Below are 15,609 nucleotides of genomic sequence, written 5' to 3' on the forward strand. Positions count from 1 at the left end.
TGGGGGAACCCGCCGCGCAGCGGTGGGACGGTTGCCGTATTCGCCGCAGGGTGCCCCCGGGGCCGGGCAGCACGAGCCGGTGAGCGCACCGGACCGGCAGCACGGGCGGGTGGGTGGGGGATTCCGGCGCGCAGGAGCCGGACGGTGCCGCACGAGGCAGGGACGGGCAGGAGCGGGGTACCGCCCGAGACCGGGCCGGGCGGGGCGGTGCCGTGCGGGGCCGGGTCGCGCAGGAGGTGGGGCGGTGCCGGGCCGGGCAGGGGCGAGACGGTGCCAGGCCGGGCAGGAGCGGGACGGTACCGCCCGAGACCGGGCCGGGCGGGACGGTGCCTTGTGGGGCCGGAGCGAGCGGGCGGGACGGGTGCCGCGCCGAGCCGCGCAGGGGCGGGACGGTGCCCCGCCGGGCCGGGCCGGGCAGGGGCGGGACAGTGCCTTGTGGGGCCGGAGCGGGCGGGCGGGACGGGTGCCGTGCGGGGCCGGGTCACGCAGGAGGTGGGGCGGTGCCGCACCGGACCGGCAGCACGGGCGGGCGGGTGGGGGATTCCGGGGCGCAGGAGCCGGACGGTGCCGCACGAGGCGGGGCCGCGCAGGGGCGGGACAGTGCCGGGCGGGCGGCGGTGTCGCGCCTGGCCGGGAGGGGTGGGCCCGGGAGGGGCCCGGGTGGGGGGACACTGGTCGGGTCCGTCACCCTGCCCGGCCGGAGGGCTTATGCGTCGCCGCCTGATCAACTCGACCCTAGCCGTAGTCCTCGTGGTGATCGCCGTCTTCGGCGTCTCCCTGGTGATCGTCGAGACCCGCACGATCAGCAACAGCGCCCAGGAGCGCGTGGACTCCGAGGCGCTCCGCCTGGTCGGCATCGTCGACAGCAGGCTGCTCAGCGACGAGCGCGTCAGCGGGGACGTCCTGCGCAAGCAGGTAGACACCGAGCGCTACGCCCGCATCGAGATCCCCGGCCGCCCCGCCATCGAGGTGGGCACCCGCCCCACCGGCGACGTGATCCGCGCCACCCGGGACGGCGGCGAGGGCGAGAAGGTCACCGTCGAGGAGCCCCGCACCGCGGTCACCCAGGAGGTCGGCCGCACCCTCCTGATCATCGGCGGCGTCGCCCTGCTCGCGATCGTCGCGGCGGTCCTGCTCGCCGTACGCCAGGCCAACCGCCTCACCTCCCCCCTCACCGACCTCGCGGAGACCGCCGAACGCCTCGGCTCCGGCGACCCCCGCCCCCGCCACCGCCGCTACGGCGTCCCCGAGCTGGACCGCGTGGCCGACGTCCTCGACGGCAGCGCCGAACGCATCGCCCGCATGCTGACCGCGGAGCGGCGCCTCGCCGCCGACGCCTCCCACCAGCTGCGCACCCCGCTGACCGCCCTGTCCATGCGCCTGGAGGAGATCACCCTCACCGACGACCTCGACACGGTGAAGGAGGAGGCCACGGTCGCGCTCGCCCAGGTCGAGCGGCTCACGGACGTCGTGCAGCGGCTGCTCACCAATTCCCGCGACCCGAGCACGGGCTCCGCGGTCACCTTCGACCTGGACGAGGTGATCAAGCAGCAGCTCGAGGAGTGGCGCCCCGCCTACCGCAGCGCGGGCCGCGCCATCGTCAGCTCCGGCAAGCGGCATCTGCACGCCGTGGGCACCCCGGGCGCGGTCGCCCAGGTCCTGGCCGCGCTGATCGAGAACTCCCTGATGCACGGCGGCGGCACCGTCGCCCTGCGCACCCGTGTCATCGGCAACCAGGCCGTCGTGGAGGTCACCGACAGCGGCCCCGGCGTCCCCGCCGACCTGGGCGCGCGGATCTTCGAGCGGGCCATCTCCGGCCGCAACTCGACGGGCATCGGCCTCGCCGTGGCCAGGGACCTGGCCGAGGCGGACGGCGGGCGCCTGGAGATGCTCCAGGCGAAGCCCCCGGTGTTCGGCCTGTTCCTGTCGCGTGCACCCTCGTACCGGGACGACCGTGACGACCGGGACCAGGACGGCGACCGGGACCACGAAGGCGACCGGAACCACCGGGGCGCGGACCAGGAGACGGTGCGCTGAGCCCGCGCCGGGCCCCCGCGAAGGCCCTTCCTCAGGCGGCCCGCCGCGGCCGGACGGCGTCCTGCCCGGGCCCGTCGTCGCCGCGCCCCTCGCCACCCCCGCCCCCGTCGCCGCCACCGTCCAGGAACGATTCCGCATGGGCCACGGCCTCCCGCGCGGGCAGCGCGCGGAACACCCAGGTGCGGTAGGACCAGAAGCGGAAAAGCGTGGCGATGGCCATGCCGAGGAACTTGAAGACGTTGGACTGCAAGCTGCTGTCCCAGCCGAAGCCGTACGTCGCCACGTACAGAACGCCGTTCTCGATCACCAGGCCGACCGCGCTGAACAGCAGGAACAGCGTGAGTTCCCGGGTGCGGCCGCTCTTGTCGCGGTCACGGTAGGTGAAGTACCGGAACCCCAGGTAGTTGCAGCAGATGGCGACCGCCGTGGCGATGACGCTCGCGCGCACCACCGGCAGGTCGGTGACGTGGCGGACCAGGTTGAACACGGCGAAGTTCACCAGCGTCCCGACCGCCCCCACGGCTCCGAACTTGGCTACTTCGCGCGCGACTTGGTCGAATCGCACCCTCAGTGCGCCGCGTTCCGTCATGTGTGGTCGCCCCAGCCCCCGTCGATTTCGTATGGTCCCGTCGACGGGATCGATGATCGATATCGAGCGGTGTGTGGTGCGTCGATGTGAATCGGTAGCTGCCCGGGATCCGTCGTTTCGCTCGCGTCAACCCAGCCATGCTAACCAGCGGTCCCCGTGGGCGCTCGCGGGCGCGGGGAACTCCGTGACACCCCCGTGACACCGGTGCACGGCCCGGCCGCACCCGCGCCGGGGCCGGATGGCGGGGCGGGGAATCGGTCCCGTACCGGATGGCCGATACCCTGTGGGTGTGACGTTCCCGGTAGTCGGCATGGTCGGCGGGGGGCAGCTCGCTCGTATGACACACGAGGCGGGCATCCCGCTCGGCATCAGGTTCAAGCTCCTCAGTGACACCCCGCAGGATTCCGCGGCGCAGGTCGTCGGCGACGTCGTCATCGGCGACTATCGCGACCTGGACACGCTGCGTGACTTCGCGCGGGGCTGCGACGTGATCACTTTCGATCACGAACATGTACCCACCGAGCATCTACGGGCCCTGGAGGCGGACGGCATCCCCGTGCGCCCGGGGCCCGACGCGTTGGTGCACGCCCAGGACAAGGGCGTGATGCGCGCGCGGCTCGACGCGCTCGGGGTGCCCTGCCCCCGCCATCGGATCGTGCGGGACCCGGCCGACGTGGCCGCCTTCGCGGCCGAGGGCGCCGCGGCCGCAGGCGATACGGAGGGTGACGGCTTCCCCGTCGTCCTCAAGACCGTGCGCGGCGGGTACGACGGCAAGGGCGTGTGGGTGGTGCGCTCCGCGGCGGAGGCCGCCGAGCCGTTCCGCGCGGGCGTGCCGGTCCTCGCCGAGGAGAAGGTCCCCTTCGTACGGGAGCTGGCGGCCAACGTCGTCCGCTCCCCGCACGGGCAGGCGGTGGCGTACCCGGTCGTGGAGTCCCGCCAGGTCGACGGCGTCTGCGACACGGTGATCGCGCCCGCGCCCGGCCTCGCCGAGGGCCTCGCGGGCCACGCCCAGGAGCTCGCGCTGCGCGTGGCCGAGGAACTGGGCGTCGTCGGGCACCTCGCCGTCGAGCTGTTCGAGACCGCCGACGGCCGTGTCCTGGTCAACGAGCTCGCCATGCGGCCGCACAATTCCGGCCACTGGAGCCAGGACGGCGCGGTCACCTCCCAGTTCGCCAACCACGTACGCGCCGTCCTCGACCTGCCGCTCGGCGACCCGCGCCCGCGGGCGCGGTGGACGGTCATGGCCAACGTCCTGGGCGGCGACTACCCCGACATGTACGCCGCGTACCTGCACTGCATGGCACGCGACCCGCAGCTGAAGATCCACATGTACGGCAAGGACGTGAAGCCCGGACGCAAGGTCGGCCACGTCAACACCTACGGCGACGACCTTGACGACGTGCTCGAGCGCGCCCGTCACGCGGCCGGCTACCTCAGAGGGACGATCACCGAATGAGCAGCACCTCCCCCGTCGTCGGCATCGTCATGGGATCCGACTCCGACTGGCCCGTGATGGAGGCGGCCGCCAAGGCCCTGGCCGAGTTCGAGGTTCCCTACGAGGTCGACGTGGTCTCCGCGCACCGCATGCCGCGCGAGATGGTCGCGTACGGCGAGCAGGCCGCGGACCGCGGGCTCAAGGCGATCGTCGCGGGCGCGGGCGGCGCCGCCCACCTGCCCGGCATGCTCGCCTCGGTCACCACGCTGCCGGTGATCGGCGTCCCCGTACCCCTGAAGTACCTCGACGGCATGGACAGCCTCCTGTCCATCGTGCAGATGCCCGCGGGTGTGCCCGTCGCCACGGTGTCGGTGGGCGGCGCCCGCAACGCGGGGCTGCTCGCCATCCGCATGCTGGCCGCGCACGACGAGGAACTCGCCGCCCGGATGCGGGAGTTCCAGCAGGACCTGAACGACCAGGCGACGGAGAAGGGCAAGCGCCTGCGCGCCAAGGCCGAGGGTGCCGGTTCCGGTTTCGGCTTCGGTTCGGGACAGTGAGCGCATGACGAAGCTGCCCGACTCCCTGGCCCGAGCCCGCGCCCTGCTCGCCGAGTTCCCCGTCGTCGACGGTCACAACGACCTGCCGTGGGCGCTGCGCGAGAAGGCCGGGTACGACATCGACCTGCTCGACATCGCCGCCGACCAGAGGGGCCGGCTGCACACGGACATCGCGCGGCTGCGGACCGGCGGGGTCGGCGCGCAGTTCTGGTCGGTGTACGTCCGCGCGGACATGGCGGGCGACACCGCCGTCAGCGCCACGCTCGAACAGATCGACTGCGTACGGCGGTTGCTGGCCCGCCACCCCGGGGACCTGCGCGCCGCGCTGACCGCCGCCGACATGGAGGCGGCCCGGGGCGAGGGCCGCATCGCCTCCCTGATGGGTGCCGAGGGCGGCCACTCGATCAACAACTCCCTGGCCACGCTGCGGGCCCTGTACGAGCTCGGCGTGCGCTACATGACGCTCACGCACAACGACAACATCGCCTGGGCCGACTCGGCCACGGACGAGCCCGGCGTCGGCGGGCTCTCGCCGTTCGGCCACGAAGTGGTACGGGAGATGAACCGCCTCGGCATGCTCGTGGACCTCTCCCACGTGGCGGCCACGACGATGCGGGCGGCCCTGGACACCTCGGTCGCGCCGGTGGTCTTCTCCCACTCCTCCGCCCGCGCGGTGTGCGACCACCCACGCAACATCCCGGACGACGTCCTGGAGCGCCTCCCCGCGAACGGCGGCGTGGCCATGGCGACCTTCGTACCGAAGTTCGTCCTGCGGGCGGCGGCCGACTGGACCCTGGCCGCCGACGAGAACATGCGCGCCCACGGCTTCCACCACCTCGATACCACCCCCGAGGCGATGAAGGTGCACGCCGCCTTCGAGGAGTCACGGCCGCGCCCGGTCGCCACCGCCGCCACGGTCGCCGACCACCTCGACCACATGCGCGAGGTCGCGGGCGTCGACCACATCGGCATCGGCGGCGACTACGACGGCACGGCGTTCACACCGGACGGCCTCGACGACGTGGCGGGCTACCCGAACCTGATCGCCGAACTCCTCGACCGCGGCTGGTCCCGCACCGACCTCGCCAAACTGACGTGGCAGAACGCGGTACGCGTCCTGGGCACCGCCGAGGACGTCGCCCGCGACCTGCGATCCCGACGCGGCCCCTCCATCGCCACCCTGGAGCAACTCGACCACTGAAGGGCCCGCTCCCGCCACGCCTCACGGCTGCGGCATGCCGCAGCCGTGCCTGGTTTCCTGTTCTCTCAACCGGGCCACCTTGACCCGTCTGTCACGGCATCGCGAGGATCGAACAGGACACCAACCTGCGCAGGGGGTCAGCCAGTGAAGCTCAACCAGCTCGCAAGCGAGTGCGACGAGGGGCCGTGCCCGACCGTGTGGGCGGTAGAGGGCACGGGGAGCGTCTTGGTGCAGGGCTTCAAGGTGGATGACGAGGAAGCGCTCACCACCATGCAGCTACCGAACAACGAAACCGCCGTGCGTATCCCTATGTCGCTGATTCTGAGGGTGGCCCGTGAACATCTCGCCTGACGAGTTCGGAAAGCTCTTCACGGAGTTTCAGCGAGAAGCGTTCCGGCTTGAGACCCTGGACGACTACAGCAAGTCGGGTGGGGTCGACGCTTACCACGCATTCTTGGCCGGTAGGCCGCAGCCGGAAGAGTACAAGTCAGCCGGTTGGGTCACGACCGTACGAGATGCCACACATGCCGGTAAGCGCCTGTACCGCGTGCACATCCTGGCTCGCCCCTTGAGTGACTACCTCCGGTTCGAACTCGGTTGGGGTTACGTCCGGAACCAGGAAGCCGGGGAAGAGTTCTTCATCCTGGACACCACCGAACAGCCGAACCCGCTTGAGGGTGTGCCGGACTTCTGGGCCTTCGACGAACGCACGATCGTGACTATGCGGTACGGCGATGGCGGAGAGTTCCTAGGTGCAGAACTTTTCCCCGACGAGCAGGCACAGGAATGGCTAGAGCGTCGAGACGCAGCCTTGAGTAAGGCTGTACCGTTCCGCGACTGGTGGGAACAGCACAAGCCGGCGTGAACAACATCAATATCGGTCGGGCGCTACGGGAACTGCGAGAAGCCAGCGGAAAGCAGGCCAAGGCGGTCGCCCGTAGTGCTGTCATGTCTCCGAGCAAGCTCAGCAAGATTGAGAACGAAGCGCTTGCGCCGAGCCTGATAGACGTGGAGCGCATCCTCACTGCCTTGGAGGTCTCGGAGGAGGTCAAGGCCCGACTCACCGAAGCTGCCCGTAAGGCCGCCACGGAGGCGACGGCGTGGCGCATCCTGCGGCGTACCGGGCTTCACAAGCACCAGGACGAGATCCGGGCGATAGAGGCGCAAACGACCCTCATGCGGCTCTTTCAGCCGTCATGCATTCCTGGCCTGCTCCAGACCCCCGAATACGCCCGCGTCATCCTTGGTAGACACGGCTACACGCAAGGCGTCCTAGAGAAGATGATGGGTGCACGCCTGCTCCGGCAAGAGGTCTTGCACGACACCGACCGAACCTTTCGGTTCGTGATCACTGAGTCCGTGCTGAGATGGAAAATCGTTCGCCCCTCGATGCTGGCAGCGCAGCTGGACAAGCTCATCACCATGTCGAGAATGCCGAATGTGAGTATCGGGGTGCTTCCCCTGTCGGCACCGGTGGCTGACCTGCCCAGTTCCTCTTTCGTTCTCTTCGACACCAGCCTGGCAATTATGGAGATCCCTCACGCTGAGATCACCACCACCGAAGCCAGGGACGTCGAGCTGTACGTGAACAAGTTCGATGGCTTCGAGGGCGCGGCCGTCACGGGCGAGGAAATGAGGTACTTCGTTGCAGGGCTCCGGGACGACTTCTTGAGGCAACAGGAAACGGGCTAGAGGTTCCTCGGTGACGGTCCGAGAATGTACTCATGCCGACCGAACCGAAGAACAACAGCCGGAAAGTCCCGAAGGTTGGCGGTGTCTTGTACGTGTCGAAAACGGATCAGTACCGCCTCTAAGTCCGCCCCAGCACTGACCACACAGGAAGGCACACCCATGCCCGAAACCGACCTGTACAGCCTGCCCATCGACGGTGTCACGTTCCTCAAGGCGTGCGGGGGCAACACGCATCCCGACGGCGAGTCCTGCGCCACGTTGGCGAAGATCGGCCCCCACGCGTGGGCGCTGGGCGACAGCAAGCGCCCCGGTGCGGAGCCGTTGCGCTTCACCACTGCCGAGTTGGACGCGGCCGGTATCGACCCGGCCCGCTTCGGCCTGTCCGCCTGACGGTCATCCCTGACGCCCCCGGCCCTGGCTCACCCCCGGGAGGCAGGGTCGGCCGGGTGCCCTCCTTCTTCCTGCACTGAACGGGACGACAGTTGCACCACCACGGCTACCTGTGGACCGGCTCCAAGCAACGGTTCGATGACGAGGCGCTGAGACGGCCCCCGCACCCTGATCCACCTCCGGCCGACAAGCCGGAGCTTGTCCAGCGGTACAGGGAAGTAAAGGCGGAGTTCCCGACCACGGATCTGCCACCGCTGGAAACGGCCCACTGGCTGATCAAGCCCGCGAAGCTGGTGCGCGGTACCTGGGAGGAGCCGAGGGAAGCGGCGGAATGGCTCGGCCGACGACTGGCGGAGTACGCGCCCCGGTTCGCCTCCGGGTCGGACCGCGACAGTACGCGCCTGGCGCTGCTGGTCCACTCCGCTGCGGAACGGCTGGGTCGGGGCGGAGACGTGTCCCACGGCTTCTACCTGGAGAGGCCCACATTCCTGTCTGTAGCTCTGGTGACGTGCTCCCCGAACCGTGCCGCACCGGACCTTGTCTGCCCGACGGACCGAAGCAACGAAACAGCCCCGGCCAGAAACGGGCCGGGGCTGTCGTCGTCACGGAACGGGAGCCGCTCGCAGCCCGCGAGCCATCCGAAATGGCCGCTGACCCGCGAAGAACCACCCGCGAAGAAGCACTCGCGAAGAACCTCTTACGGCAGGTTCCGCGCCATCACGATCCGCTGGACCTGGTTCGTGCCCTCGTAGATCTGCGTGATCTTCGCGTCGCGCATCATCCGCTCGACCGGGTAGTCCCGGGTGTAGCCGTAGCCGCCGAGGAGCTGCACGGCGTCCGTGGTGACCTCCATGGCGACGTCCGACGCGAAGCACTTGGCGGCCGCGCCCTGGAAGGTGAGGTCGCCTTCCGCGCCTCCGGCGGTGACGCGCTCGGACTTCGCCGCCGCCGCGTACGTCAGCTGCCGCGCCGCCTCGATCTTCATGGCCATGTCGGCGAGCATGAACTGGATGCCCTGGAAGTCGGCGATCGGCTTGCCGAACTGCTTGCGCTCCTTGACGTACCCCTTGGCGTAGTCGAGGGCGCCCTGCGCGATGCCGAGGGCCTGGGCCGCGATGGTGATGCGGGTGTGGTCCAGGGTCTTCATCGCCGTGGCGAAGCCCGTGCCCTCCGCGCCGATCATGCGGTCGGCGGGGATGCGGACGTTGTCGAGGTAGACCTCGCGGGTGGGGGAGCCCTTGATGCCGAGCTTCTTCTCCGGCGCGCCGAAGGACACGCCCTCGTCGGACTTCTCGACGACGAACGCCGAGATGCCCTTGGAGCGCTTCTCGGGGTCGGTGACGGCCATCACCGTGTAGTACTCCGAGACGCCCGCGTTGGTGATCCAGCGCTTCACGCCGTTCAGGACGTAGGAGTCGCCCTCGCGGACCGCCCTGGTCTTCATGCCCGCCGCGTCCGAGCCCGCGTCCGGCTCGGAGAGGCAGTACGAGAACATGGCGTCGCCCTTCGCCAGCGGCGTCATGTACTTCTTCTTCAGCTCCTCGGAGCCGGAGAGGATGACCGGCAGCGAACCGAGCTTGTTCACGGCCGGGATGAGGGACGAGGACGCGCACACCCGGGCGACCTCCTCGATCACGATGACGGTCGCGAGGGCGTCCGCGCCCGTGCCGCCGTAGCTCTCGGGGACGTGGACCGCGTGCAGGTCCGAGGAGACCAGGGCGTCGAGGGCCTCCTGCGGGAAACGGGCCTCCTCGTCCACCGCGGCCGCGAACGGCGCGATCTTCGCCTCCGCGAGGGAACGGATCGCGTCCCGGAGCATGTCGTGCTCCTCGGACGGGCGGTACAGGTCGAAATCAGCCGATCCGGCCAAGGTATCTCACGCTCCAAGCACGCTGAGGACGCTAATTACCGTTAAGTAACCCCAATTTTAGGGTGCCCGCTCACGGATGGGATACGTGAGTTTGCCGACAGCGGAAGACGTGCCCGGTGAGAGCCCCGCTCATGCCCGGACTATGCTCGGCAGCCGCGCGCGGCGACGCCCGCGGGAAACCCCGATGCACTGGAGCACCGCATGGCCCTCAGGATCACCGTGATCGGCACCGGTTATCTCGGCGCCACCCACGCAGCGGCCATGGCCGAGCTCGGCTTCGAGGTCCTCGGCCTCGACGTGGTGCCGGAGAAGATCGAGCTGCTTCGCCGCGGCGAGGTGCCGATGTACGAACCGGGCCTCGCGGAACTGCTGCGCAAGCACGTCGCCGGCATCGAGGGGTCCACCGGCCGGCTGCGCTTCACCATGGACTTCGCCGAGGTGGCCGACTTCGGGGACGTGCACTTCGTGTGCGTGAACACCCCGCAGAAGCACGGCGAGTACGCCTGCGACATGAGCTACGTCGACGCCGCCATGGAGTCCCTCGCCGTCCACCTCACCGGGCCCGCCCTGGTGGTCGGCAAGTCGACGGTGCCGGTGGGCAGCGCCGACCGGATCGCCGCGAGGATCGCCGAGCTGGCGCCCGCGGGGGAGGCGGTCGAACTGGCCTGGAACCCGGAGTTCCTGCGCGAGGGCTTCGCCGTCGACGACACCCTGCACCCCGACCGGATCGTGGTCGGCGTGCGCGGCGAGCACGCCGAGAAGGTGCTGCGCGAGGTGTACGCGACCCCGGTCGCCGAGGGCTCGCCCTTCGTCGTCACCGACTTCCCGACCGCCGAACTGGTCAAGACCTCCGCGAACTCCTTCCTGGCCACGAAGATCTCCTTCATCAACGCCATGGCCGAGGTGTGCGAGGCCGCGGGCGGCGACGTGGTGAAGCTGGCGGAGGCCCTCGGGTACGACGACCGCATCGGCGCCAAGTTCCTGCGCGCCGGCATCGGCTTCGGCGGCGGCTGCCTGCCCAAGGACATCCGGGCGTTCATGGCCCGCGCCGGTGAGCTGGGCGCCGACCAGGCCCTGACCTTCCTGCGCGAGGTCGACTCGATCAACATGCGGCGCCGCGGGCACATGGTGGAGCTGGCCCGCGAGGCCGTCGGCGGCGGCTCGTTCCTCGGCAAGCGGGTCGCGGTGCTCGGCGCCGCGTTCAAGCCCGACTCCGACGACGTGCGCGACTCGCCCGCCCTCAACGTCGCCGGACAGATCCACCTCCAGGGCGGCCAGGTCACCGTCTACGACCCCAAGGGCATGGCCAACGCCCGCCGCCTCTTCCCGACCCTCGGGTACGCCGAGACCGCCGAGGAGGCCGTGCGCGGCGCCGACGTCGTCCTGCACCTCACGGAGTGGCGCGAGTTCCGCGAGCTCGACCCCGAGGCGCTCGGCGCTGCGGTCGGCCGCCGCGTCGTCCTGGACGGCCGCAACGCCCTCGACCCGGAGCGGTGGCGTGCCGCGGGGTGGGTCTACCGGGCGATGGGGCGCCCGGCCGCCTAGTGGCCCCAGCGGCCCGAGCGTCCTCGGAGGCGCCAGAGGCCCCAGCGGCAGGGCTTCGGGATTCGGCGTGTCGGTACGGGGCCGGCACGGGGTACCCGGGCAACTGGAGAGGTTGCTGAAGAGAAGCCCATGTGAGGAGAGGTCATGACCACCCCCGTCGCCCCCCTGCGCAGTGTCGTCCTCGACTGTCCCGACCCCCGCCTGCTCGCCGAGTTCTACGCCGCGGTCATCGGCGGCACCGTCCACGACGCGGAGGGTGACGGCGAGTGGGTCGACCTGAACGCGCCGGGACGCGTGAAGGTCTCCTTCCAGCGCGTCGGTGACTACACCCCGCCCGAGTGGCCCCGCTCCGACGTCAACGCCCAGCATGTCCACCTGGACCTCGACGGCGGTTCGACCTGGGCCGAGATGGACGCCGCGCAGGAGCGCGTGCTCGCCCTCGGCGCCCGCGCGCTCGACCTGGACGACGACGGCGGCAAGCGGGACTGGCGGGTGTACGCCGACCCGGCGGGACATCCGTTCTGCCTGTGCCGGGTCGGTTGAACCGATGCGGCTGAACCGAGGCCACTGAACCGGGGTGGCTGAACCGGTTCGGCCGAACCGGGGCGGCTGTGCCGGGCCGTCGGGCCCCGCGCCCGCGCGGCGCCCGGCCTCAGCCGTCCAGGCGCGCGATCGTCGCCGTCGAGGCCCCGCGCCGCTCCCGTGCCGCCCGCGCGGTGAAGTCCGCGCCCCGCAGCACACGCTGTACGTTGCCCCAGGTGAGCGCCGTGACATCGGACTCGGGCCAGCCCCGGCCGAGCAGCTCGGCGACCAGGCGCGGATAGCGGGACGCGTCGGCCAGCTCCCCGGGGTGCGCGCAGCTCGTGTCGTACATCCCGGAGACGCCGACGCACTCGGGCCCGGCGATCCGGCGTACGTGCTCCAGGTGGTCCGCGACGTCGCCGAGCGTCGGCCCCGTCCGGTCCGCCGAGAGCGGCACCAGGCACAGGCCCTTCGTCTCGCCCACGGCCGCGAGGAGCCCGTCGTCCAGATTGGCCGGGTGCTCCCGCAGGGCGCGCGCCCCGGAGCGGGTCCACAGCGCCGGTGCCTTGGAGATGGCGAGCACCCGGCGCGCGGTGGCCGGGGAGGCGCCGGACAGGTCGGCGAGGACCCCGAGCCGGTTCATCTCCCGCACCACCTCCTCACCGAAGGCGGAGAGCCCGTCCTCGCCCGCCCACGACGTGCCGGCCAGCGTGAGCGAGCTGAGGCCGAGCGCGTGCAGCGAGCGCAGGGCGCCGAGCGAGTCCCCGATCGCGCGGGCGCTGGCCGGGCCGATCAGGGTGGCGATGCGGCCGCAGTTGCGGGCGTCGGTGGTCTCGGAGGCGTCGCGGGCCACCCGCAGCCCTCCCGAGTAGCGGGCGACGACGTGTTTGACGAGGTCGATCTGTTCGAGCACGGAACTGACGGAACGATCGCCCTCGGGCTGCGGCTCCGGCACCTGGAGCGACCAGAACTGCGCGCCGACCCAGCCCGCCCGCAGCCGCGGCAGGTCGGTCTCCAGGCCGGTGTCGCCCAACTCCAGGTCGTACCAGGGCAGTTCGCGCAGCGCGCTGGGCAGTCCGCTGTAGCCGTCGGCCACGGGGTGCCCGGCGAGCAGGGCACGGGCCCGCTCGGGGCCGTCCCGCGGGTCGGGTTCCGGCCCTGGGCCCGAGGGCTCGGGTGCGGGTCCGCCGCCCGGGGGCGGGGGCGCGACGTGCCCGTCGTCGTTCTCCCCGGCTTCGGCGGGGGAGCCGAGTTCGTCCTGCAAGTCCGCCATGGCAGGGCTCCACGGGTCGTGGTGGCACTTCTCGGTGGTCGTCGAACCACCGTGACACGCCGTCCGCGCGGCTTCGCGATGGACGGTGCGTTCGGGGTACGCGCCGCCTCCGCACGGAACGACGGCGGCCCCGGCCCCCGCGTCGGTACGCGGGAGCGGGGGCCGCCGAGGGGCCGGGGTGCCCGGGTGCCGGGCTACGGAGTGCCGGACACCGTCACCTTCTCGTCGTTGTTGAGCTGCGACACCAGCTGCTTGACCTTGGCCTTGTCCCAGACGAGGTTGCCGCCGACGGAGCCGGAGATCGGCATGTTCATGGACTTGCCGTCACCGCCGGTGACGCCCTTCATGGCCCAGAACATCGACGCCACGTCCAGCAGGTCCATGTCCTTGTCGACGATCAGCGTGTCCAGGCCCGCACCCATCGTCGGGTACAGCTTGAACGGGTTCATGACCGTCCCGGGCGTCGCCGCCTGGCTCGCGAGCGCCGCGAGGAACTTCTGCTGGTTCTTGGTGCGGTCCAGGTCGCTGCCCGCGAAGGCGTACCGGGTACGGACGAAGGCCAGGGCCTCCTCGCCGTTCAGGGTCTGCTTGCCCGCCTCGAAGTCGGCGCCCGACTTCTTGTCCCTGAAGGCCTTCGGGATGTTCATCTCCACGCCGCCGACCGCGTCCACGATCTTGGCGAAGCCGCCGAAGCCGATCTCGGCGTAGTGGTCGATGCGCAGGCCCGTGTTGGCCTCGACGGTCCGTACGAGCAGCTCGGGGCCGTCCTCGGAGTACGCGGCGTTCAGCTTCGTCTGGCGGCCGGTGCCGGGGTAGAGCTTGCCGGAGTCCGCGCCCTTGAAGGAGGGGATCGTGACGTTGGAGTCACGGGGCAGCGAGACCATCGTGTTCCCGCCGTCGTCCGCGACGTGCAGGATCATCATCGAGTCCGTGCGCTTGCCGTCGGCGGAGCCGGTGTGGAGCTTCTTCTTCTCCTCGTCGGACATGCCCTCGCGGCTGTCGGAGCCCACGATCAGGTAGTTCGTGCCCTTGCCGCCCTCGGGCCGCTCGATGACCTTCGACAGGTCGACCTCGCGCTTGAGCTTGGAGTCCGCCCAGAAGTACGTGCTGACGGACACCACGAGCAGCAGCGCGAGGAAGGTCACCAGGCCCCAGGTGATGCGCTTCCTCCAGTTGACCGGCGGTCTGGGGCGGCGCGGCGGTGCGGGCGGGCCCTGGGGGCCGCCCGGGCCGCCGGGGGTGCCGTAGACCTGGCCGGTGTTGTAGCCGCTGTCGTAACCGTCCTGGCCGTGTCCCTGGCCGCCCTGGCCGTCGGGGCGGGCGTAGGGGTCCTGGGCGCGCTGGTCGCGGTACAGGTCGTCGTAGACGTCGTCGTCGTACGAGGAGCGGCCCCCCTGGCGCGGTACCGAGCCGGGGTGTCCGGGGGCGGAGGGGCCGCCGCGCTGGACATGGCGCATCGAGCGGGCGCCCTCGGGCTGTGCGCTGCCGCTGCCGTACCCGTGGCGGTCGCCGTTGCTGTTCCGCGCGTCTGGCCAATCGCTCATGTGGCTTAGTGTGCAGTGCCGCACCCTGGGCCTCACAGGGAGGGCATTGTTTCGGGTCAGTGCTGTTGCAGAGCTGATGCAAAGTCCCGGACGGGGGTTCGGGCGGGGAGCGACATAAGGTGGAGGGCATGACAGACCTGGCCCCCGGCACGGAATCGGCGATTCCGGGCAAGCCGACCTCGGCGTCCCGCACCACTTTGAGCCACATCATGACGCACGCCGACACCAACCTCCTCGGGACGGTGCACGGTGGCGTGATCATGAAACTGGTGGACGACGCGGCGGGAGCCGTCGCCGGGCGCCACTCCGGCGGGCCCGCGGTGACCGCGTCCATGGACGAGATGGCCTTCCTAGAGCCGGTCCGCGTGGGCGACCTGGTGCATGTGAAGGCCCAGGTCAACTGGACGGGGCGGACCTCCATGGAGGTCGGCGTGCGGGTGCTCGCCGAGCGCTGGAACGAGTCGACGCCCGCCCAGCAGGTCGGGTCGGCCTACCTGGTCTTCGCCGCCGTCGACGCCGACGGCAAGCCCCGTCTCGTACCGCCGGTGATCCCCGAGTCCGACCGCGACCGGCGGCGCAGCCAGGAGGCCCAGATCCGCCGCACCCATCGCCTCGCGAGGAGGCGCGCCATCAAGGACCTCCGCGAGTCCCGCGCCGCGGAGGGCTTCGACGACTGAGGTGCGCCCCGTCAGGGGCGCGGGGAACGGCGCGGCCAGCCACGTATGAGCCGCAGACGCGTCTGCGTGGTCCTCGGCAGATGCGTCTGCGGCTTGTCGTCCGCTGAGCGCGCCGTTCCCCGCGCCCCTTGCGGGGCACGTCACTTGCTGTCGCGCTGACCGTGCGGCGCGGGGCTTCGGCGACCGGGGGGTGGGGGCCCCCCCGGGGCGGGGGGGGCGCGCCCCCCCCCCGCCCCCCCCCCCCCCCCCCCCGGCCCGGCCCCCCCCCCCCCCCGCC

General features: G+C 71.1%; 15 protein-coding genes and 1 pseudogene. 12 read left to right on the plus strand and 4 right to left on the minus strand.

Annotated elements, in window-relative coordinates; translation table 11 throughout:
• Positions 1–708 precede the first annotated feature (708 nt).
• Positions 709–2,037, plus strand: a complete 1,329-nt coding sequence (locus ACH4DX_RS23565) for an ATP-binding protein (protein WP_398156553.1) — start codon at positions 709–711, stop codon at positions 2,035–2,037.
• Positions 2,038–2,068: 31 nt separating this feature from the next.
• On the opposite strand, the gene ACH4DX_RS23570 is transcribed toward ACH4DX_RS23565, so the two are convergent.
• Entirely contained in the window at positions 2,069–2,626 is a 558-nt protein-coding gene (locus ACH4DX_RS23570; RefSeq protein WP_398156554.1) for a GtrA family protein, read from the minus strand.
• A 238-nt stretch (positions 2,627–2,864) separates the two neighbouring features.
• Here ACH4DX_RS23570 and ACH4DX_RS23575 point away from each other — a divergent pair, with 238 nt between their 5' ends.
• The 8 genes and pseudogenes from ACH4DX_RS23575 to ACH4DX_RS23610 form a co-directional block, all read left to right on the plus strand.
• The gene (locus ACH4DX_RS23575) at positions 2,865–4,082 is read left to right on the plus strand and encodes a 5-(carboxyamino)imidazole ribonucleotide synthase (RefSeq protein WP_398156555.1); all 1,218 of its coding nucleotides are present in this window, start codon (positions 2,865–2,867) and stop codon (positions 4,080–4,082) included.
• Positions 4,079–4,618, plus strand: a complete 540-nt coding sequence (purE, locus tag ACH4DX_RS23580; protein WP_398122879.1) for a 5-(carboxyamino)imidazole ribonucleotide mutase — start codon at positions 4,079–4,081, stop codon at positions 4,616–4,618. The genes ACH4DX_RS23575 and purE overlap by 4 nt, the downstream gene beginning before the upstream one ends.
• A gap of 4 nt (positions 4,619–4,622) precedes the next feature.
• On the plus strand, positions 4,623–5,819 hold the full coding sequence (locus ACH4DX_RS23585; RefSeq protein WP_398156556.1) for a dipeptidase: 1,197 nt from the start codon (positions 4,623–4,625) through the stop codon (positions 5,817–5,819).
• A gap of 144 nt (positions 5,820–5,963) precedes the next feature.
• A complete protein-coding gene (locus tag ACH4DX_RS23590; protein ID WP_125055969.1) occupies positions 5,964–6,170 on the plus strand; it encodes a hypothetical protein in 207 nt (68 codons plus the stop codon).
• Positions 6,154–6,684, plus strand: a complete 531-nt coding sequence (locus ACH4DX_RS23595; protein ID WP_398156557.1) for a DUF6879 family protein — start codon at positions 6,154–6,156, stop codon at positions 6,682–6,684. Before ACH4DX_RS23590 ends, ACH4DX_RS23595 begins: the two co-directional genes overlap by 17 nt.
• Positions 6,681–7,511, plus strand: a complete 831-nt coding sequence (locus ACH4DX_RS23600) for a helix-turn-helix domain-containing protein (protein WP_398156558.1) — start codon at positions 6,681–6,683, stop codon at positions 7,509–7,511. Before ACH4DX_RS23595 ends, ACH4DX_RS23600 begins: the two co-directional genes overlap by 4 nt.
• Positions 7,512–7,670: 159 nt before the next feature.
• The gene (locus ACH4DX_RS23605; protein ID WP_398122883.1) at positions 7,671–7,901 is read left to right on the plus strand and encodes a DUF397 domain-containing protein; all 231 of its coding nucleotides are present in this window, start codon (positions 7,671–7,673) and stop codon (positions 7,899–7,901) included.
• Positions 7,902–7,993: 92 nt separating this feature from the next.
• A pseudogene (locus ACH4DX_RS23610) lies at positions 7,994–8,449 on the plus strand (hypothetical protein); the annotation flags it as partial.
• Positions 8,450–8,598: 149 nt separating this feature from the next.
• Here the strand turns inward: ACH4DX_RS23610 and ACH4DX_RS23615 are convergent.
• A complete protein-coding gene (locus tag ACH4DX_RS23615) occupies positions 8,599–9,771 on the minus strand; it encodes an acyl-CoA dehydrogenase family protein (RefSeq protein ID WP_398122884.1) in 1,173 nt (390 codons plus the stop codon).
• A 201-nt stretch (positions 9,772–9,972) separates the two neighbouring features.
• Between ACH4DX_RS23615 and ACH4DX_RS23620 the strand changes: the two genes are divergently transcribed.
• Positions 9,973–11,316 carry a UDP-glucose dehydrogenase family protein gene (locus ACH4DX_RS23620; protein WP_398156559.1) on the plus strand — a complete coding sequence of 448 codons (1,344 nt, stop codon included), beginning with the start codon at positions 9,973–9,975 and terminating at the stop codon, positions 11,314–11,316.
• A gap of 144 nt (positions 11,317–11,460) precedes the next feature.
• A complete protein-coding gene (locus tag ACH4DX_RS23625; protein WP_398122886.1) occupies positions 11,461–11,859 on the plus strand; it encodes a VOC family protein in 399 nt (132 codons plus the stop codon).
• A gap of 109 nt (positions 11,860–11,968) precedes the next feature.
• On the opposite strand, the gene ACH4DX_RS23630 is transcribed toward ACH4DX_RS23625, so the two are convergent.
• Positions 11,969–13,111 carry a dipeptidase gene (locus ACH4DX_RS23630; protein WP_398156560.1) on the minus strand — a complete coding sequence of 381 codons (1,143 nt, stop codon included), beginning with the start codon at positions 13,109–13,111 and terminating at the stop codon, positions 11,969–11,971.
• Between the two features lie 194 nt (positions 13,112–13,305).
• Complete coding sequence (locus ACH4DX_RS23635) at positions 13,306–14,655, minus strand: LCP family protein (RefSeq protein WP_398156561.1); 1,350 nt, start codon at positions 14,653–14,655, stop codon at positions 13,306–13,308.
• A gap of 128 nt (positions 14,656–14,783) precedes the next feature.
• Here ACH4DX_RS23635 and ACH4DX_RS23640 point away from each other — a divergent pair, with 128 nt between their 5' ends.
• Positions 14,784–15,332 (plus strand): acyl-CoA thioesterase, encoded by a 549-nt coding sequence (locus ACH4DX_RS23640; RefSeq protein ID WP_398124010.1) that lies wholly within the window; start codon positions 14,784–14,786, stop codon positions 15,330–15,332.
• Positions 15,333–15,609 lie beyond the last annotated feature (277 nt).

The sequence above is a fragment of the Streptomyces sp. NPDC017940 genome (assembly GCF_044328435.1).
Lineage (GTDB): Bacteria > Actinomycetota > Actinomycetes > Streptomycetales > Streptomycetaceae > Streptomyces.